This is a genomic window from Janthinobacterium sp. LM6 (assembly GCF_002002885.1).
GTDB classification, from domain to species: Bacteria; Pseudomonadota; Gammaproteobacteria; order Burkholderiales; family Burkholderiaceae_D; genus Janthinobacterium; species Janthinobacterium kumbetense.
Window position 1 is genome coordinate 3,120,300 of the sequence record NZ_CP019510.1, and the last position, 19,181, is coordinate 3,139,480.

Annotated in this window: 10 protein-coding genes; 3 read left to right on the forward strand and 7 right to left on the reverse strand. The window is 64.9% G+C overall.

Translation table 11 applies throughout. The features are described 5' to 3' along the window. Positions 1-55 precede the first annotated feature (55 nt). From BZG29_RS13825 to BZG29_RS13855, 7 genes are all read right to left on the reverse strand, one after another. Positions 56-1,453: an amino acid permease gene (locus tag BZG29_RS13825; RefSeq protein WP_077403669.1), complete on the reverse strand. Its 1,398-nt coding sequence runs from the start codon at positions 1,451-1,453 to the stop codon at positions 56-58. A 208-nt stretch (positions 1,454-1,661) separates the two neighbouring features. Beyond that, the gene (locus BZG29_RS13830; protein ID WP_077403671.1) at positions 1,662-3,449 is read right to left on the reverse strand and encodes an MFS transporter; all 1,788 of its coding nucleotides are present in this window, start codon (positions 3,447-3,449) and stop codon (positions 1,662-1,664) included. 50 nt (positions 3,450-3,499) lie between these two features. Then, complete coding sequence (locus tag BZG29_RS13835) at positions 3,500-4,594, reverse strand: N-acetylglucosamine-6-phosphate deacetylase (protein ID WP_077403674.1); 1,095 nt, start codon at positions 4,592-4,594, stop codon at positions 3,500-3,502. 3 nt (positions 4,595-4,597) lie between these two features. After that, a complete protein-coding gene (locus BZG29_RS13840; RefSeq protein ID WP_034781637.1) occupies positions 4,598-5,365 on the reverse strand; it encodes a DeoR family transcriptional regulator in 768 nt (255 codons plus the stop codon). A gap of 35 nt (positions 5,366-5,400) precedes the next feature. Beyond that, positions 5,401-6,744, reverse strand: coding sequence for a D-tagatose-bisphosphate aldolase, class II, non-catalytic subunit (locus BZG29_RS13845; RefSeq protein ID WP_216350393.1), 1,344 nt, complete (start codon positions 6,742-6,744; stop codon positions 5,401-5,403). Beyond that, on the reverse strand, positions 6,744-7,697 hold the full coding sequence (locus BZG29_RS13850) for an ROK family protein (protein ID WP_216350368.1): 954 nt from the start codon (positions 7,695-7,697) through the stop codon (positions 6,744-6,746). Before BZG29_RS13850 ends, BZG29_RS13845 begins: the two co-directional genes overlap by 1 nt. Then, entirely contained in the window at positions 7,684-8,820 is a 1,137-nt protein-coding gene (locus BZG29_RS13855; RefSeq protein ID WP_077403680.1) for an SIS domain-containing protein, read from the reverse strand. Before BZG29_RS13855 ends, BZG29_RS13850 begins: the two co-directional genes overlap by 14 nt. A 345-nt stretch (positions 8,821-9,165) precedes the next feature. Between BZG29_RS13855 and BZG29_RS13860 the strand changes: the two genes are divergently transcribed. The 3 genes from BZG29_RS13860 to BZG29_RS13870 all read left to right on the forward strand — a co-directional run bounded on the left by BZG29_RS13860 (position 9,166) and on the right by BZG29_RS13870 (position 19,134). Beyond that, positions 9,166-12,516: a TIM-barrel domain-containing protein gene (locus BZG29_RS13860; RefSeq protein ID WP_077403683.1), complete on the forward strand. Its 3,351-nt coding sequence runs from the start codon at positions 9,166-9,168 to the stop codon at positions 12,514-12,516. Positions 12,517-12,620: 104 nt separating this feature from the next. Then, the gene (locus tag BZG29_RS13865; RefSeq protein WP_077403687.1) at positions 12,621-15,581 is read left to right on the forward strand and encodes a TonB-dependent siderophore receptor; all 2,961 of its coding nucleotides are present in this window, start codon (positions 12,621-12,623) and stop codon (positions 15,579-15,581) included. 505 nt (positions 15,582-16,086) lie between these two features. Further along, positions 16,087-19,134 carry a TonB-dependent receptor gene (locus tag BZG29_RS13870; RefSeq protein WP_077403690.1) on the forward strand — a complete coding sequence of 1,016 codons (3,048 nt, stop codon included), beginning with the start codon at positions 16,087-16,089 and terminating at the stop codon, positions 19,132-19,134. Positions 19,135-19,181: the final 47 nt, after the last annotated feature.

Consider the following 19,181-nt stretch of genomic DNA (forward strand, 5'->3'; position numbering starts at 1 on the left):
CGAGACCGCCATCTTAACTGGGGCAGCGACAGGATATGTCGCTGCAGGGGACTTTTTACTGGGGCGGGTGCAGCAGCGAACGGCGGCGCGCGTAGCCGAAGTAGATGACCAGGCCGATCACCAGCCAGATGGTGAAGGCCACCCAGGTGACCCAGCTGAGGAAGCTCATCAGGCCCACGCACAGGATCACGGCCAGCGCCGGCACATACGGCACGCCGGGGCAGCGGAAGGCGCGCGGCAAGTCGGGACGCTTCTTGCGCAGCACCACCACGGCAATCGACACCATGGTGAAGGCGGCCAAGGTGCCAATGTTGATCAGCTCGGCGAGGATGTTGAGCGGGATCACGGCGGCGATCAGGCCGAACACGATGCCGACCAGCCAGGTGGCGAAGAACGGCGTGTGGAAGCGCGGGTGCACGGTGGACAGGCGCTTGGGCAGCAAGCCGTCGCGCGACATGGCGAAGATGATGCGCGTCTGGCCGAAGGCCATCACGAGGATCACGGTGGTCATGCCGAGGATGGCGCCCAGGTCGACGAAGCCGGCGATCCAGTTTTCGCCCGCATACTGCAGGGCCAGCGAGACGGGATGGTCGACGCCGAGGAATTTCTGGTACGGCACGATGCCCGTCATGATGGCCGAGACGACCACGTACAGCACGGCGCACACGGCCAGCGAGCCGATGATCCCGATCGGCAGGTCGCGCGACGGCTTCTTGACCTCCTCGGCGGCCGAGGTGACGGCGTCAAAGCCGATGAAGGCGAAGAAGACGAGGGCGGCGGCGCTCAGCATGCCGTGGTAGCCGAACGGCATGTAGGGCTGCCAGTTGGCCGGCTGCACGTGGCGCGCGCCGAAGATGATAAACAGCAGCACCACGCCCACCTTGATGGCCACCATGATGTTGTTCAGGCGCGCCGATTCGCGCACGCCCCAGCCCAGCATGGCCGTCAGGGCCAGCATGATGACGAGGGCCGGCAGGTTGATGAAGGTCGTCACGCCGGGCAGCGCGCCCGGTGCGGCGGTGAGCGCGACGGGCAGGGCGATGCCGAAGCCCGACAGCAGCGACTGGAAGTAGCCGGACCAGCCGACGGAGACGGCGGCCGCGGCCAGGCCGTATTCGAGCAGCAAGTCCCAGCCTATCATCCAGGCGGCCAGTTCGCCCAGGGTGGCGTAGCTGTAGGTGTAGATGGAGCCGGCCACGGGCACGGTAGAGGCGAATTCCGCATAGCACAGGGCGGCGAAGCAGCAGGCGACGGCCGCCACGACAAACGACAGCGACAGGGCGGGGCCGGCCGTCAGCGCGCCCGTGCCGGTGAGCACGAAAATACCCGTGCCGACGATGGCGCCGATGCCCATGAGGACAAGGTCGAAGGGCCCCAGCACCTTGGCCAGGCCTCCTGGCTTCTTGCTGTGGGCAATCATGTCATCCAAATTCTTGGTTCTAAATAAGCTCACTGTGTCTCCTGGTGGTTTTTGTCATGGCGCCATTGCCGCCTCGTGAGTAGCACGACGCAGCCAGATTCTAGCCCAGGCGGCCAAGATTCCAGAAGGAAAACCGTACTTTGGCGTGCGCGCCAGCCCGGAAGCTTGTCTTGCGGGCAAAAAAACAGCCCCGGAAGTGGCCGGGGCTGGAAAGGAGACTGCTACAAATGGTTACTTTGGCTTACTTTGAAAAGTGCGCCTCGATCTCTTCCAGTGTCTTGCCTTTGGTTTCCGGCAGCAGGAAGGCCGCCGCCAGGAAGTACAGCACCGTGCAGCCGGCGCCGAAGAAGAACAGTGTCGAATAGCCATGCAAGCCGACGGTCGGCAGGAAGATGGCGGCGATCACCGTCGAGACGAACTGGTTCACCAGCAGGGCGATGCTCATGCCGTTCGAGCGGATACGCGTCGGCATCAGCTCGGACAGGGCCAGCCACACGCACACGCCCGGTCCCACGGCAAAGCTGGAAACGAACACGCAGATGGCAATCGCCACCAGCCAGCCGTGCGTGGACGAGGGCACGGGGCCCAGGCTGGCCTTCTCGATGCGCAGCGGCGCCTCGCGCCCGGCGGCCGGGTCGGCGAAGGGGGTCAGGTGCAGTTTGCGGAAGAACACGCCGATCACGCTGTCGGCCTGCACGGCGTCCGCGCGGGCGATGGACACCTGGCGCAGCACGGGATCGTCGCTGCGCAGGCTTTTCACGTTGGTGAAGGGGCCGTAGGCGTAGGCGATGGTCAGCTGCTGCGGCGTGCCGTCGGCAGCCGCGCCCAGGGCCGCCAAGGTGGCCGCATCGAGGCGCAAGACCAGGGCGTCGCCCTGCACCTGCGCCGCGATGGCGGGGCGCACGTCGGCAAGGTGCGCTTCTGCGCCGCGGAACAGCAGGCCGGCCGCCAGCAGCGAGACGACGATGCCGCCCGTGCCCAGCATCAGCAGGAATTTGCGGCCTTTGCGGTCCACCAGCAGCACGGCCACCACTGTCATCACGGCGTTCAGCACCTTCAATAACACGTCCGCCATGTTGGCCGAGGCGCCCGACAGGCCCGCCTGGTTCAGGATATTGACGACGTAGGCGAGGATGGAATTGATGCCCGTCGCCTGCGTGCAGGCGAGGATCAGGCAAGCGAGCAGGAAGGGCAGCACGTAGCGGCGGCTCAGCAGCGGATCCCTGGCCTTGCCGCCGGCCTTGGCTGTATTTTCCGGCGTATCCTGCATCTCGCGCAGTTCGATGTCGGCATCGGCGGGCAAACGCGTGCGCAGCAGCGACTGGCGCGCCTGCTCGATGCGGCCCCGTTGCGCCAGCCAGCGCGGCGATTCGGCCAGCAGCAGGGCGCCGATGGTAAACACGAGGCCCGGCGTCAGGCAAACCCAGAAGATGCTGCGCCAGGCGTGGTCCTTGGCGGTAAAAATGGCGGCGATGCGGCCCGCTTCCGGCAACGCTTGCGCCGCCTGCGTGGCCGTTTCCACCGTCTGCGCCTGCAGCAGGCCGATCAGGGCGGCGGCCACCAGGCCGATGGTCAGCAGCAGCTGGAACAGGGCGGCACCGCGTCCGCGCTGCTGCGCGGGCAGGCATTCGGCCAGGTACAGGGGCACGACGACGCCGATCAAGCCGCCGCTGATGCCTTGCAGCAGGCGGCCCAGCAGCAGCGGCGTGTAGCCGTCGGCCAGCGCGATCAACGGGATGCTGGCGCTGAACAGGGCGCCGGCCAGGAACATCACCCAGCGCCGGCCCAGGATATCGGCCAGGGCGCCGGCGAACAGCGAAGACAGGACGGAGCCCAGGAGCACGGCGGCGACGATAAAACTCAGCTGCTGGGCCGTCAGTTTCCACGCCACGGAGGCTGTCGATTCCAGGTAGGGGAGGGCGCCGGCGATGATGCCGATGTCTATGCCGTACAGCAATCCCCCCATGCCGGCAATAAATAGCAGGTAGCGCATGGCCCACACGGGGGCCTTGTGTGACGTGTCGTGCATGAAAACTCCGGGACGGGGTTGAGGTTGGGGGCTGGGTCTAGAGACTGAATCTAGCGGGTGGAAAGATCGATGGCCGCGCCTTCGACGAAGACGGACACTGGCTGTAGTGTGGAGTCGAGGACGACGATGTCGGCCCAGGCGCCGGGCGCCAGGCGGCCCCGTTCGGATTCGCCCAGGTAGTCGGCCGGGTACAGCGACAAGCGGTTCGAGGCGTCGGCCAGATCCAGGCCCAGGTCGACGAAATTGCGCAGGGCCTGGTCCATGGTCAGCACGCTGCCGGCCAGCGAGCCCGTGGCCAGGCGCACGCAGCCCATGCATTTATAGACGCGCTGCGTGCCCAGTCCGTATTCGCCATCGGGCATGCCGGTGGCCGAGGTGGCGTCCGTCACGCCGTACAGGCGCGGGATGGCGCGCAGGGCCGCGCGCAGGGCGCCCTTGGCCACGTGCTGCAGGTCGGGGATGATTTCCGCGTATTCGGCATGCGCGAGAGCCGCGCCCACCATGCCCGGGTCGTAGTGCGTCATGCCCGTCATGCCGTTGTACAGGTGGGTAAAACCGGAGACGCCGGCCTTGAGCGCCGCCACGCCTTCGTCATACGTGCCGGCGCTGTGGCCGATCTGCACGCGGATGCCCATCGCCGCCAGTTGCGGGATCAGTTCCAGGTGTCCGGGGATTTCCGGCGCCATGGTCAATACCTTGATGGGGGCGATGGCGTGAAAGCGCTGCACCAGCGCCAGGCTGGCCTGCACCACGTCGGGAGGCTGCGCGCCCAGGCGGTGCAGGTTCAGGAACGGGCCTTCCAGGTGCACGCCCAGCATGCGCGCGCCGTTGGCAGGGCGCTCGGCGATGACGCCGGCCAGGCCTTGCAGGGCGCGCAGGATCGACGGTTCTTTCGCCGTCAGCGTAGTGCCCAGCAGGGCCGTGGTGCCGTGGCGCGCATGCACTTGCGCCACGGTGGCGCCCGCGTTTGCGCCTTCCATGATGTCGACGCCGGCAGCGCCGTGCACGTGCAGGTCGATAAAGCCGGGCAGGATGGTCAGCGCGCTGTCGGCGGCAGGGTCTTCTTGTATCTGGACGATGCGCTGGTCAAAGGTGATGGTGCCCGTGATCCAGCCAGATGGGGTAAGGATTCTGCCGCTCAGCATGTGTTATTCCGCTATAAAAAGTTCGATGCCCAGCTTTTGCAGCCCTTCGCGGTACTCCTGGCTGATGCTGGCATCGGTGATGACGGTATCGACGCGGTCCAGCTGCACGATGCGGTGCAGGCTGACGCGGCCGAACTTGGAGGCGTCCGTGAGGACGATGATTTTCTTCGCCCGTTCCACCATCTTGTGGTTCAGGCTTGCTTCCGCTTCGTGGTGGGTGGTGACGCCGAACTGCAGGTCGAAGCCGTCCACGCCCAGGAACAGCTTGTCGAAGCTGTACGCCTGCAGGCAGGTTTCGGCCTGGCTGCCCTGGATCGACAGCGACTGCTTGCGCAGCAGGCCGCCCGTGAGGATCAGGTCCACGCCGGGGGCGTCGGCCAGCTCCCATGCGATGTTGAGGCCATTCGTCGCCACCGTCACGCCGGTGGCATCGCGCAGATGGCGCGCCAGCGAGATGGTGGTGGTGCCCGAGTCGATGATGATGTTGTCGCCCGGTTCCACCAGCCGCGCCGCATAGGCGCCGATGCGCTCCTTCTGCTCGTGGTTGATGGCATCCTTCTGGCGTATCGTGTGCTCGGGCGGCGGCGTGCGCGTCAGGGTCGCGCCGCCGTGGCTGCGCGTGGCCATGCCTTGCGCTTCCAGCGCATTCAAGTCGCTGCGGATGGTGACCGCGGACACGCCGAGCTTTTCCACCAGATCGGTCACTTGCACCGAGCCCTGCTGGGCAAGCATTTGGAGGATGGATTCACGGCGTTGGCTGGTATTTCGCATGGTGGCGGGCTCAGTAAAAAATGAAAATACCGAGCTTAACAGATTGCCGCTTCGGCAATGGCGGCCACTGCCGCATTGCGGTTGCAGGCGCGCGCATATTGCGCCAGCAGGCTGCCGATCTTGTGCTCGATCAAGGCCGGTGCCTGCGCCTGCAGGCTGCCCTGCACCACGGCCAGGTACTGTTCCGGCAAATGCTGGCTCAGGAGCGGCAGCGGAATCGCCACGGCGTCCAGGTTGGCCAGCAGTTTGCCGACGGCGGCCGCCACTTCCGGCTCGCCCCAGTAATAGCGGCAACGGTCGCTCAAGCCGTAGCGGCGCATCAGGCGCTGTTCTTCCGGCGTGCCCAGGTAATGCTTGATCCAGTTCTTCGGCTTGGCCACCATCACGTCGTCGAGCACCTGCATCAGCTGCGAGGTGGCGTGCGCCGGCAGCAGTTCTTCCTCGATCTGGCACAGGGCGAACAGCGCCTCGCGCAGGGCGAAGGTGGCGGCCGGGCCCACTTTCAGGATGGCGAAATGGTCGCGCACCATGGCGTGCAGGGCGGACTCGCGCTGGTAGTCGGTGGAATGGGCTTCGAACACGAGGCCAGGCTGCTCGGCGACAAAGGCCGACAGCTCGGCGGCGGCATCCGCATCGTAGTGCTGGATGCTGCTCTGGTCGAAGTCGACGCCCGGCTGCACGACCATGGCGATGACCCGGCGCCAGGCGTCGTGCAGGCCGTTGTCGAGGAAGGCGCGGCAATGCACGTCCAGGGTGCGGCGCGCCGCCTGCGGGCTGGTGACGGCGCCGGCCTGCGCCAGCGACGCTTCGCCGCCGGGAATCGGCACTTCCGTGCCGATCACGTAGACGGGCGGCGCGAAGCCGGCGGCGGCCGCCGCTTCCTCGGCGACGATGCACAGGCGCGCCGAACGGGCGGCCACGGTTTCATCGTCGAGCTGCAAGGGGTCGTCGGCACAGCGCATGCTGCAATCGAGGTGGATTTTATGGAAGCCGGCCGACGCATACGCGGCGATCAGCGTTTCGGCGTGGCCCATCGCGGTGGCCGCATCGAGGTGCTGCCAGGCGTTCGGACCCAGGTGGTCGCCGCCCAGCACCAGGCGGCTGGCCGGAAAACCCTGTTCGCGGGCCAGTGCCAGCATGGTGTCGCGGAAAACGGTTGGTGTCATGCCCGTGTAGCCGCCGAACTGGTCGACCTGGTTCGACGTCGCCTCGACCAGCAGCACGGTGTCGTATTCGCTGGCCACGCGCATGGCGGCGCGCAGCACGCTCGGGTGGCTGCAGCAGACGGCGTACAGTCCCACGCGCTCGCCGCGGCGGTGCGCCTTGATCACTTGCTGGATCGGGGACAGGGTAAAAGTCGGGTTTTCCGCTTGCTTCATCATGTTGACGCCTTTGTATGTTGTCGTATCAAAAGGGCCGCGCCGCGCGCGCCGCCGGCGTCGCCAAAGCGCGGCGGCAGGATAGGCGGCACGTGCACGCCGGGGAACAGGTGGCGCTTGACGGCGGCCGGCAGCTTGTCGTACAGGTGCGGCAGCTTGGACAAACCGCCGCCGAGCACGATGACGTGCGGGTCGTAGGCCAGCACCAGGCCGGCCAGCGCGTGGCCCAGCACGTCGAGGTGCACGGCGACCGTGCGCTGGGCCACGGCGTCGCCCATGTTGGCGCGCGCCACGATGGCCAAAGGCTCTGCGCCGTCGCCGCCGAAATGCGCGTGGATTTTGCGCATGGCGGGGCCGGAGACATAGCGCTCCAGGCAGCCCGCCTTGCCGCATGGGCAGGGATACTCGGCCAGGCCGTGCTGCGCCAGCAGGGTGGCGGGCAGGCTCCAGTGGCCCCATTCGCCGGCCACGCCGTTAAAGCCGCGCAGCAGCTGGCCGCCCACGCAATAGCCGCCGCCGGCGCCCGTGCCGAGGATGGCGCCGAACATGCTGGCGGCATTGTCGGCCGCGCCGCCCTGCGCTTCCGACAGGGCGAAGCACTGGCAATCGTTGCCGATGGCGACAGGGCGCTGCAAGGCTTGCTGCAGGGTTTGCGCCACCAGGCGGCCGTTCAGGGCCGGCACGTTGGAGCTGAGCTGGCGTCCGCTGGCGCTGTCGATCACGCCGGGCAAGCCGATGCCGACGGGCGCCGTCGTGCCCAGGGCGGCGTCGCCGCGCGCCACCAGGTCGACGATCGCTTGCACGAAGGCGGCAAAATCGTCGCCCGGCGTGGCCACGCGCTCGCGGAACACCTCGGCCAGCGCGCCGTCGCGGTCGGCAAAGGCGACCAGCTCCATCTTGCTGCCGCCGATGTCGATGCCGTGGTAGCCGGCGGCGTGATTAGAATTGGTCATGGCCATAGATGGTGACGCCCTGCACGACACGGTTGACGATGCCGCCGGCGAATGGATTGTCGGGGCGCAGTTGCAGCAGCGCGGACTGGTGCAGCGCATATTGCTGCGCCATCAGCAGCCACAGCGGGGCCAGCCAGGCGTCGGGCCAGGCCGGAGCGTCGGCTGACAGGTCGCCGCCGATGCCTACCGTCAGGCACGCCTGCGCCACGCTGTCGCGCTGCAGTTCTTTCAATAAATCGTCTTCGTACTGGCGCGCCAAGGGCTTGCTGCTGCGCAGCAGGATCACCAGCGACTCCGTGGTGACGGCCGATTTCGGGCCGTGGCGGAAGCCCAGCGCGGTATTCGCCATCGCCATCACGCGGCCGCCCGTCAATTCCAGGATTTTCAGGGCCGCTTCCTTGGCCAGCGCTTCCAGCGGGCCGCTGCCCAGGTAGACGACGCGCTGCACGGGTGTTGAACCCAGCTGCGCCACGCGCGCCGACCAGTCGCGCAAGGCTAGGTCGCCCAGCTGCGCCAGGGTTTCCAGGCGATGCAAATCCGTGTCCTTGCCCAGCACCGACAGGGCCGCCAGCAGCATGCTGCTAAAGCTGCTGGTCATGGCGAAGCCGCGGTCGCAGCTGCCTTCCGGCATCAGCAGGTTATAGGTGTTGCTGTCGTTGGCGCCCTGGCGCGCCAGCTTGCCGTCCGCGTTGCAGGTGATGTTCAGGAAGCGCGCGCCGGGCACGACCTGGCGCAGCAGTTCCACGGCCGCCAGGCTTTCCGGGCTGTCGCCGCTGCGGGCAAACGAGACGAGCAGGGTGGGGGCGTCCGCTTCCAGATACAGCTCATGGTGCGTCAGCAGGGTCGTGGTGGCGATGGCGCGGATCTGCGCAGGCCAGGCTGCATTCAGGGTATCGACGACGATTTCGCCCACATAGGCCGAGCTGCCGGCGCCCGTCAGGATGACGCGTTGCTGCGGATTGGACAGCGCGTCGCCGAGGAAGGCGGCCAGGGCCGCTTGTTCGTTGCGCAAAATGCCGGCCAGCGCGCGCCAGATGGCTGGCTGGTGGGCGATTTCCTCGGCCGTGTGCAGGCCGCCGATGTCGCGCCAGGTTTGAATGTCACGCTGAAGAAGGGTAGTCATGAGAGGTCAGTAAAGTGTTTGTTGGAGAAAGCATAAATACTAAATTTCGAAAAGTCAAATACGAAAGTAAAACGAAAGTAAATAGTTGTGTGTCTTGCGAAATAATGTCGTTTTAAAGGCCGTGAAACATGCTGCGGTGCAGCGTAAAAGCATGTGGCGGCGCGGCCTGTCGCTGAAATGCGACGGTAACGAAAGTATGTTTTGTGTAATTTTGGCTAAACGTAAGATAAGTGCGCCAATTCTGGGCATTTTATTAATAAAGTGACGCTTTAACTTTCTTTTTGTTGACGATATTTATTTTTCTTCTTAAAGTAATTTCATTGAATCACTTCTGAAAGCCCGCTGATGAAACCTCTCCCGCTTCCCCTTCGCGCTCTAGCCGCCTGCGTCCTCGCCGCTCTTGCCTCCCTGGCTGCCCCTGGCCTGCAGGCCGCGCCTATCGGCAATCTGACAAGCCTGAGTGCGGTGCAGGCGGCCGACGTGGCCAAGGGCGAGGCGCTGGGCTGGGATGTGCGCAGCGACACGGGCATGCAGCTGCGTATCAGCCTGCCGCAGGCGGACGTGCTGCGCATCCAGGCGGGCGGCAAGGCCGGTTTGACGGGGCCCGGCGACAAGGCCGCGCCCATCGTCGTGGGCCAGCCCGCCGCGCAGGTGGCATATGAGATCAGCGAGCAGGCCGACCATATCCTGATCGGCACCGAAGCCCTGAGCCTGCGCATCGACCGCAAGCCCCTGCGCTTTACCTTGTACCGCAAGGGCGACGCGGTGCCCCTGTGGCGCGAAGTGCAGCCGCTGTCGCTCGACGACAAGCAGGGCGTGCAGGTGCTTTCCAGCTTGCCGGGAGAACGATACTTTGGCGGCGGCCAGCAGAATGGCCGCTTCGAATTCAAGGGCAAGCAGGTGCCCGTGTCGTATTCGGGCGGCTGGGAAGAGGGCGACCGGCCGAATCCCGCGCCATTTCTCATGAGTTCACGGGGCTGGGGCATGCTGCGCAATACCTGGTCCGACGGGAACTACGACTTGCGCGACAAGGAGCAGATCTCGCTGCAGCACGCGGAAGGGCGCTTCGATGCGTATTTCTTTGTTGGCAAGGACTTGCGCGACGTCGTCGCCCGCTACACGGACTTGACGGGCCGCGCCCGCATGCTGCCCCGCTGGGCGCTGGAATACGGCGACGCCGATTGCTACAACGATGGCGACAACGTGAAAAAGCCGGGTTCAGTGCCCAAAGGCTGGACCGACGGCCCCACCGGCAAGACGCCGGACGTGGTGGAAACCGTGGCGCGCCAGTACCGCGAGCACGACATGCCGGGCGGCTGGATTTTGCCCAACGATGGCTACGGCTGCGGCTACACGAACTTGCCGGAAACGGTGAAGGGCCTGGCCGGCTATGGCTTCCGCACGGGCCTGTGGACGGAAAACGGCGTCGACAAGATCGCCTGGGAAGTGGGCCAGGCGGGCAGCCGCGTGCAAAAGCTGGACGTGGCGTGGACGGGCAAGGGATATCAATTTGCTATGGATGCCAACAAGTCCGCCTATGACGGCATCCTGAACAACTCCGACAGCCGCCCGTTTTTGTGGACGGTGATGGGCTGGGCCGGCATCCAGCGCTATGCCGTGGCGTGGACGGGCGACCAGAGCGCCAGCTGGGACTACATCCGCTGGCACATTCCGACCCTGATCGGCTCGGGCCTGTCCGGGCAGGCGTATGCGTCCGGCGACGTGGACGCCATCTTCGGCGGCAGTCCGGAAACCTATCTGCGCGACTTGCAGTGGAAGAGTTTTACGCCCGTCCTGATGGGCATGTCCGGCTGGGCCGCGGCCGAGCGCAAGCATCCGTGGTGGTTCGACGCGCCTTACCGCGACATCAATCGCCGCTATCTGAAGCTGAAGATGCGCCTCACGCCGTATATGTATACCCTGGTGCGCGAAGCGGAACAATCGGGAGCGCCGCTGGTGCGCGGCCTGATGTGGGATTATCCGCAAGACCCGGCCGCCTACACGGAAGCCTATAAATATCAATTCCTGCTGGGCCGCGACGTGCTGGTGGCGCCCGTCTACCGCAGCCAGGCCGTCAGCGGCGGCTGGCGCAAGGGCATCCACCTGCCGCAGGGAACGTGGTACGACTACTGGGATGGCCGCCAGGCCACGGCGGACGCGCAAGGGCGCGACCTGGATATGCAGGTCGCGCTGGACAAGCTGCCGGTTTTTGTCCGCGCCGGCGCCATCCTGCCCATGTATCCGGAAATGCTGTACGACGGCCAGAAGCCGAAGGACCAGCTCACGCTCGATATCTACCCGCACGGCGACTCCGAATACACGCTGTATGAAGACGACGGCAATACGCGCCAGTACCAGGGCGGCGCCTTCAGCCAGCAAGTCATCCGCATGCGGCAAACGGGCGGCGACGTGCAGGTCGACATCGGCGCCGTCGATGGCCGGTACCAGGGCCAGGAAGCGCGGCGCGGCTATGCGCTGCGCATGCTGGCAGGCCAGCGCCCGGCAGCCGTCAAGGCGGGCGAACGCCTGATCGCGGCCTCCGCCGACCGTGCCGCCTACGACAAGGCGGTCGAAGGCTGGTATTTCGACGCGGCAGACAGGCAAGGCACCCTGCACGTGAAAGTGGCGGCGCAGGACATCCGCCAGGCCTTGACTTTGCAGGTGGCCGGCGCGCTGGCCGTGGCGAGAGTCGACGCCGATTTTCCGGCCGCTCCCGTGCCGGGCCGCGCCTTGCCGGCCGACGTCATGCAGGTGGTGGCGCGTCCTGCGGAAGAAAGCGGCTATCCGCTGGAAAACGCCTTCGACGGCAAGCCCGAGACGTGGTTCCGCACCGTGCGCAGCCCGTTCGTGAAAAGCGGTCCACACGAATGGGTGATCGGCTTTACGGAGCGGCGCCTGGTGGACGGCATCGAACTGGCGCCGCGTAACGACCAGCACTGGAAGCATGGCCAGGTGCGCGATTATGAAATCTACATCGGCGACAACAACGGCGAATGGGGCGCGGCGCTTGCGCGCGGCACCCTTAAACTGGAGCAGGGTGTGCAGACGATCAATTTCCCCGCCACGGCCGGGCGCCTGCTGCGCTTCCGCGTCATGAGCACGCAAAATCCGGAAGGCGATGGCGCGGCGTCCACCGACCCGATGGTGACGGCGGCGCAAACGGGCCCGGTGGCGCGCGCGTTTGATGCGGCGCTGGCGACCGACGTGGCGCCCGTCACCCTGTCCGAATTCCGCGTGCTCGAGCACCGCGTGGCCGAAGGTGAGGAGGTGCAGCGCTATCTGTCGGACCTGGCGCTGCCGAAGAATATCGCGAAAGACAGGCCAGCCGGCAAGGCGGCCGAGATGCGCATGAACGGACTGTGGTTCCGCAAGGGCCTCGGCGTGGGACCTGCCAGCCGCATTGACTTGCAACTGGCGGGCAACTGGAATCTGCTGCGCGCCGACCTGGGCGTGGACGATAGCTGCCGCAGCGCGGGCGGCTTGCAATTCCAGGTCTGGAGCGGTGAGCGGCTGCTGTATGACAGCGGCCTGGTCACGGCTCCCGGGGTGGTCAAACCCGAAATCGACGTGCGCGGCCTGAGCCAGCTCAGTTTGCGCACCCTGGGCGCGCGCGGCGCCCACCCGGCCCAGGTCTGCGGCAACTGGGCCAACGCCGTGCTGACCGGCACGGAAGGCGCGACAGTCAAGCCGCGCTAGACACACTTCACTTCATCATTTCACCAAAAACGAGCCCCTCTTCGGACCGGGGAGGGGCTCTTGCAGCCTTGCGAAAACAAATCACTTATAAAAGGGAGTTGGGAATGCACTTGAAAAAACTGATGGCCGCCATGGTGGCGGTAGGACTTGGCTCAACCGCGTTGGCGTCGACGGCGCTGGCAGCGGAGGAAGAAAAACTGGCGCGCGTCGAAGTGACGGGTTCCAGCCTGAAGCGCATCAACGCGGAAACGGCGTCGCCCGTACAGGTGATCAACGCCAAGCAGATCGAAAACATGGGCGCGCTCACCTTGTTGCAGGTGCTCGACAACCTGCCCGCCGCCCGTCCGGCGCAGCAGGACTTCCGCTCGATGTTCACGGGGTCCGATGGCGGTTCGCAGGCGAACTTGCGCGGCCTCGGCGCGCAGGGCACCCTGGTGCTGCTCAATGGCCGCCGCCTGTCGTTCTATGGCGCGCCGGCCGGTTTCCAGACCATGTTCGTCAATATCGACGCCATTCCCGCCGCCGCCATCGAGCGCATGGAAATCCTGACGGACGGCGCGTCGGCCGTGTACGGCTCCGATGCCGTGGCCGGCGTCATCAACGTCATCACCAAGAAGTCGTATCAGGGGCTGGAGGCGCGCGCCAACGGCGAGTTTTCGCCCAGCGTGAAAGCCTATGGCGAGCGTCAGGCCAGCGTGCTGTATGGCCTGGGCGACCTGGCCAGCGACGGCTACAACATCTACGGTTCCGTGAACGTCTACCAGCGCGACCGCATCGCGCTGGCCGACACCTGGCAGAAGCGTCCCGCATATTTTTATGCGAATAATCCCAACTTCATCCCGAACATGCGCGTGGGCGTGGGCAGCGAGCCGGGCACGATGAACCCGGGCACCTTCTTTGTCTTCGACAAGGCCAACAACAATGCGCGCACCCAGCGCGCCGCGCCCGGCTGCAACACCAGCATCACCGAAGCGTCGGGCACGCGCTGCGTGTGGAATGCGTTGCCCAACCAGCTCGATACGGGCCCCACATCGGAGCGCGCCACTGCCTACCTGAGCGGCAGGCTGAAACTGGGCGGCGACCTGGAAGCGTTCGCGGAAGGCGCTTTCACCCACATCAAGATGCGCGGCGAAAACGGCCCGTCCAGCTTCAACAGCGGCAGCACGAACAACTGGTTTGCGCGCAATACGGGCAATACCCTGAACACTTTCGCCACGCCTTTCCTGAGCCCCAACAACGTCTACCTGAAAGGCAAGCTCGATGCCGACATGGCGGCCAGGATGGGCGGCGCGGCCGGCTTGAACTACCTGCTGCAGGATGCGACGGGCCATTTCGGCCAGAAGAATGTCGATGAAAACTACCGCGCGCTGGTCGGCCTGCGCGGCGGCATCGGCGGCGGCTGGGATTTTGAAACGGCGCTCAGCGTGGCGGGCAGCCATTCGACACTGTTCCAGACGGCGAACATCAACATCAATGGCTTCAAGCAGGCGTTCGGCCCGTTCACGAAAGACCCCGTCAGCGGGCGCACGTATATCTCGGACAATCCGGCCTACAAGTTCGGCGAAATCAGCGAGGCCAATGCGGCGCTGGTGCGCGCCGCCTATCCGACCTTCGCCATCGAATCCTGGACCAGGCTGATGACCTGGGACGCGAAGCTGGAAGGCACCTTGTTCAAGCTGGGCGAGCGCGAAGTGCGCGCCGCCGTGGGCACCAATGTCATGCGCGAAAGCTTCCTCACTCCCGGCAACGCGGATGCGGCCAATGGCCTGATTACGCAGCAGGGCGGTTCCTGGTTCGATGGCAAGCGCACCATCGCCGCCGTATTCGGCGAAGTGGTGGTGCCGCTCAGCGACACCCTGGAAGTCAATGCGGCCGCGCGCCTGGACAAATACCCGCACTTCGCCGCCAACCTGGCGCCCAAGCTGGGCGTGATCTGGCGCGCGCGGCCCGACCTGATGCTGCGCGGGACGTATTCGGAAGGCTTCCGCGCGCCCAATCTGGCCGAATCGGGTTCGGGCGGCGTCTTTGCGCAGGTGGGCGGCATACGCGACACGGTGCGCTGCGACGAAACGAACGCCATGGCGCGCGCGCTGATGAAGTCCACGGTGGCAACGGACGCGGACCTGGGCAAGAGTCTGCTCAATTCGAACTGCTCCACGACGGTGGGCGGCCTGACGCCGCCGAACCAGAACCTGCGTCCGGAGAAGGCGAAGATATCGACCGTGGGCCTGGTGCTGCAGCCGGCCAAGGACGTGAGCATCTCCGTCGATTACTGGTTCATCAACCGCCGCGACGAAATCGTGCGCCAGGACTTCAACGAGCTGTTTACGGAACTGGTGGACAAGTACGGCCCGACCCTGGCCGGCACGTCCAGCGCCATCCGCAACGACCTGACGGATACGGACCGGGGCAACGTGGCGGCGGTGGCGGCCATGTGCGCCAATCCCGCCAACGCGGGCGTGTGCGCGGGCGGCGTGCCCGGCTACTCGGTGGGCAATCTGGGCGGCTTGATCAACTCGTATTCGAACCGCGGCCGCACCCTGATGGACGGCGTCGACATCGATGCGCGCACGCGCTTTTCGCTGGGAGACATGGGCAAGCTGAGCACGGGCATTGCGGCCACCATCCGCAAGCGCGATACCCACGACAGCGAAGACGGCAGCGACATCAAGGGCAACACCGTCGGCTACTACGATTCGCCGCGCTACCGCGCCACCGTCAACGCCGACTGGAGCTACCGCAACTTCGTCAGCAGCGTGTTCGTCAACTACTCAGGCAAGACGCGCTGGGCATATGGCCCCTGGGACAAGGACAACACGCCGGAAAACTGCACCGCTGCCTCCGTGGCGCTGCCGGCCGGCCAGTGCAAGGGCGCGCCGTCGTACACCACGGTGAACCTGGCGTTCAGCTGGAAGCCGATCAAGCACCTGGACGTGGGCCTGAACGTGAAAAACGCGTTCAACAAGCAGCCGTACTACGACCCGAACGGCTGGGAAGGCTACAACCATAGCCAGGACCTGTTCGGCCGCCAGTTTGCCCTGTCGGCCAGCTACAAGTTCTTTTAAGGCGTGACACTGCCCCGGCCCGCCAGCCTGCATGTGGCGGGCCGGGTTTTTTGTCATGGAAAAGAAAAAAACAATGTTCCGAAATGCACAATGCGAAAGATAAACGTAAGCGAAAGAGGTTTGCCCTATCGTCTTTCGTGTTTCTTTGCCCTGATTCCCACGCGGATCGTCCTCTGTTTGCCACATTCTTGCAGACGCGTGTATCTGCCACACCACGATAACGAAAGTTATTTGACGCAATGCTGATTAAAACGAAAGATAAATTGCATTTATTTGCTCAATTTACCGATAAATTACCGTTTTAACTTTCTTTTTGTTGACGATATTTATTTTTCTTTTTAAAGTAATCCCAAGAAAACGAAAATCAGCCGATACGGACTGATTCCCCGGAAGGTGCAACTGCCTGGCTCTACCTTCCGACGACCACCATAAAAATTGCGTCCCTCCGACTCCGCCCTGGAGCGGGGAGGGCGCGCATAACCCTCGATATAGACGGAGAGACATCATGCATAGCACCCGACTCAAATTGCGCGACATCAGCCGCGCCGCCGCGATCGTGATCGCACTGGCGGCCGGCGTGCCAGGCCAGGCCTGGGCACAGTCGAACGCCACGAGTACCATTTTCGGCGAAGTGAGCGCGCCGGCCGGCGCCACCGTGGTGCTGGAAAACCTGGCGACGGGCGTGCAGCGCAGCCTGACGCCGGATACGTCGGGCCGCTATGTGGCCAACTCCATGCCGCCAGGCCGCTATGCGGTGCGCGTGCTGCGTGCCGGTTCGGTGGAAGCGTCGCAGGAAGTCGAGGCCCTGATCGGCGCCGGCGCGGAAGCGAACTTCGGCCCGGCCAGCGCGGCTGGCCCCGTGGGCCAGGAGCAGACCGTCGTGGTGAAGGCGTCGCGCAATCCGATCGACGTGTCGAACACCAACAATGGCGTGATCTTCACCGCCAAGGAATTGAAGGCGCTTCCAGTCGGTAACGATGTCGCCTCCATCGTGCAGCTGACGCCGGGCGTGGCGCGCGGCACCAACAGCGTGTATGGCAATGCACCATCGATCGGCGGCTCGGGCCAGTCCGAAAATGCGTTCTACGTCAACGGCTTCCCCATCACTAACCTCCTGACCCAGGTGGGCGCGTCGGAGCTGCCGTTCGGCGCGATCTCCAACCTGCAGGTGCTGTCGGGCGGCTATGGTTCGGAATTCGGCCGCTCCACGGGCGGCGTGATCAATATCACCACCAAGAGCGGCGGCAACAAGGTCGAATTCGGCGGCAAGGTCTCCATCATCCCCCGCTCGCTGAAGGGCACGACGGAAAACCGGTATTACCCGAACACGGGCGCCAATCCGGAGACGGATGGCACCTTGAAGTACTGGAACCGCGATAACGGCAGCACCAGCAAGGTCGTCGGCTTGTACGGCAGCGGACCGCTGATCAAGAACAAGCTGTTCGCCTTCGTGGCGCTGGAACAGACGCGCACGGACGGCGGCGCCGTCGCCGGTGCGCGCGACGACCTGGTGGACAAGGTGCTGCCGAACGGCTGGCGCGAGAGCAAGAGCAAGGTTGACCGCATGATGGCCAAGCTGGACTACAACCTGACGGACGACCATCACTTTGAATATACCAAGCTGTATGACCGCACGACTACGGACAGCCAGAGCTATGGTTTCGACTATGCCACCTTGAAACGCAACAACGTGCCTGGCGGCGGGAGCGAGACCACCATCAACTGCTGCGGCTCGTCGGCCGCGCCGGGCGCGAATGTCGACATCTTCAAGTACACGGGCTACCTGACGGACAACCTGACGGTGACGGCGATGATGGGGCAGTCGCGCACTTCGCACCGCCGTACCCCGGAAGGCTACAATCCGCTGCTGGCGCAAACGTCGTCGAATGAATCGACCCAGGTGCCTGGCCTGACGTACACCAATCCGCAAACGGTGACCGGCACTCTGGTCGACCCGTCGTCGGAAGACCGCCAGAAGGCCAAGCGCCTGGACCTGGAATACAAGCTGGGCAAGCATTCGCTGCGCGGCGGCATCGACCGCATCGACGTGGAATCGAAAGTGGGCCTGAGCCTGGCCGGCGGCTACCGCTGGAAGTACCAGAAGGTCAAGGATGCGACGCTCCTGATCAACGGCGCCTTTGAAACGCCGGCCCAGGGCAATGGCTACGGCAAGGATGGCTATTACGTCAGCAAGGAATTGAACGCCAACCTGGCGCGTCCGACCAGCGTGCAATCGGCGCAGTACATCCAGGATCACTACCAGGTCACGGAACGCGTGCTGCTGGACCTGGGCCTGCGCCGCGAACAGTTCACCAACTACAGCACCGATGGCGTGGCCTTCATTTCGCAGCGCAACATGATCGCCCCGCGCGTGGGCGCCACCTGGGATTACCTGGGCGACGGCACCCTGAAATTCTTCGCCAACGGCGGCCGTTACCACTTGCCGGTGCCATCGAATTTGTCGAGCAACATGGCCAGCCCCTTCCTGGCCACCAGCGAGATGTTCACCTACACGGGCGTCGATCCCGTCACGGGCGCGCCGACGGGCCTGCACGCCATCAGCAAGCCGTATTCGGCCAACAACGCGTATGGCCAGAGCCGCGATGCGCGCGAAGTGACGGCCGTCGGCCTCAAGCCGCTGTCGCAGGATGAATTCTCGCTCGGCTTCGAACGCGCCCTGAGCAAGAAGCTGGTGGTGGGCGCCAGCTTCCTGTACCGCAAGCTGAACGACACAAACGACGACACCTGCGACGAGCGTCCGCTGCAAGCCTGGGCCACGCGCAACGGCGTCGACACGGGCAAATGGAGCGGCTTCCAGTGCGCCATCATCAACCCGGGCCGCGACAACAGCCTGATGGTGGACTTTGACGATGGCAAGGGCCTGCGCCGCGTGGATATTTCGGCGGCGGAGTGGGGCAACCCGCTGCCATCGCGCACCTACCGTGCCTTGAACATGTTCATCGAGCACCCGTACACGAATGGCTGGTACGGCAAGTTGACCTACACCTTGTCCGGCCTGAAGGGCAATATGGAAGGCCAGACGGACAGCATCGGCGGCGGCGACGTGGGCCTGACGGTCAGCGACGACCACAAGGAATTGATGTACAACGCATATGGCTACCTGCCGGGCGACCACCGCCACGCCTTCAAGGCCTACGGTTTTATGCAGGTCATCCCGGACGTGATGGTGGGCGCCAACCTGTCGCTGACCTCGGGCGCACCGCGCAACTGCATCGGCGCGCTGCCGGATGAACTGAAGTTCGAGAACAACTACGGCGATTCTTACTTCTATTGCAATGGCAAGCCGGCGCCGCGCGGCAGCCAGGGCCGCCTGCCGTGGCAAGCGCAGCTGGACATGAATGTGGCCTATACTCCCAGCGCCATCAAGGGCCTGAGCCTGAAAGTGGACGTCTTCAACGTCTTCAACAGCCAGACCGTGACCCGCTACACCGAAACGCGCGAAGACCATGGCGCCATCTCCCGCAATTACCTGCAGGTCGATGGACGCACGGCGCCGCGTTCGGTGCGCTTCACGGCTGAATACACCTATTAAACTGCAGCCGGCCCGCTGTCTGGCGGGCCGGCGACGAACATTACCAA

Coding starts and splice junctions, on each gene's coding strand:
- BZG29_RS13870 (WP_077403690.1), top strand. CDS start 16,087: ATGCATAGCACCCGACTCAAATTGCGCGACATCAGCCGCGCCGCCGCG.
- BZG29_RS13855 (WP_077403680.1), bottom strand. CDS start 8,820: ATGACTACCCTTCTTCAGCGTGACATTCAAACCTGGCGCGACATCGGC.
- BZG29_RS13850 (WP_216350368.1), bottom strand. CDS start 7,697: ATGACCAATTCTAATCACGCCGCCGGCTACCACGGCATCGACATCGGC.
- BZG29_RS13860 (WP_077403683.1), top strand. CDS start 9,166: ATGAAACCTCTCCCGCTTCCCCTTCGCGCTCTAGCCGCCTGCGTCCTC.
- BZG29_RS13845 (WP_216350393.1), bottom strand. CDS start 6,744: ATGAAGCAAGCGGAAAACCCGACTTTTACCCTGTCCCCGATCCAGCAA.
- BZG29_RS13865 (WP_077403687.1), top strand. CDS start 12,621: ATGCACTTGAAAAAACTGATGGCCGCCATGGTGGCGGTAGGACTTGGC.
- BZG29_RS13835 (WP_077403674.1), bottom strand. CDS start 4,594: ATGCTGAGCGGCAGAATCCTTACCCCATCTGGCTGGATCACGGGCACC.
- BZG29_RS13830 (WP_077403671.1), bottom strand. CDS start 3,449: ATGCACGACACGTCACACAAGGCCCCCGTGTGGGCCATGCGCTACCTG.
- BZG29_RS13840 (WP_034781637.1), bottom strand. CDS start 5,365: ATGCGAAATACCAGCCAACGCCGTGAATCCATCCTCCAAATGCTTGCC.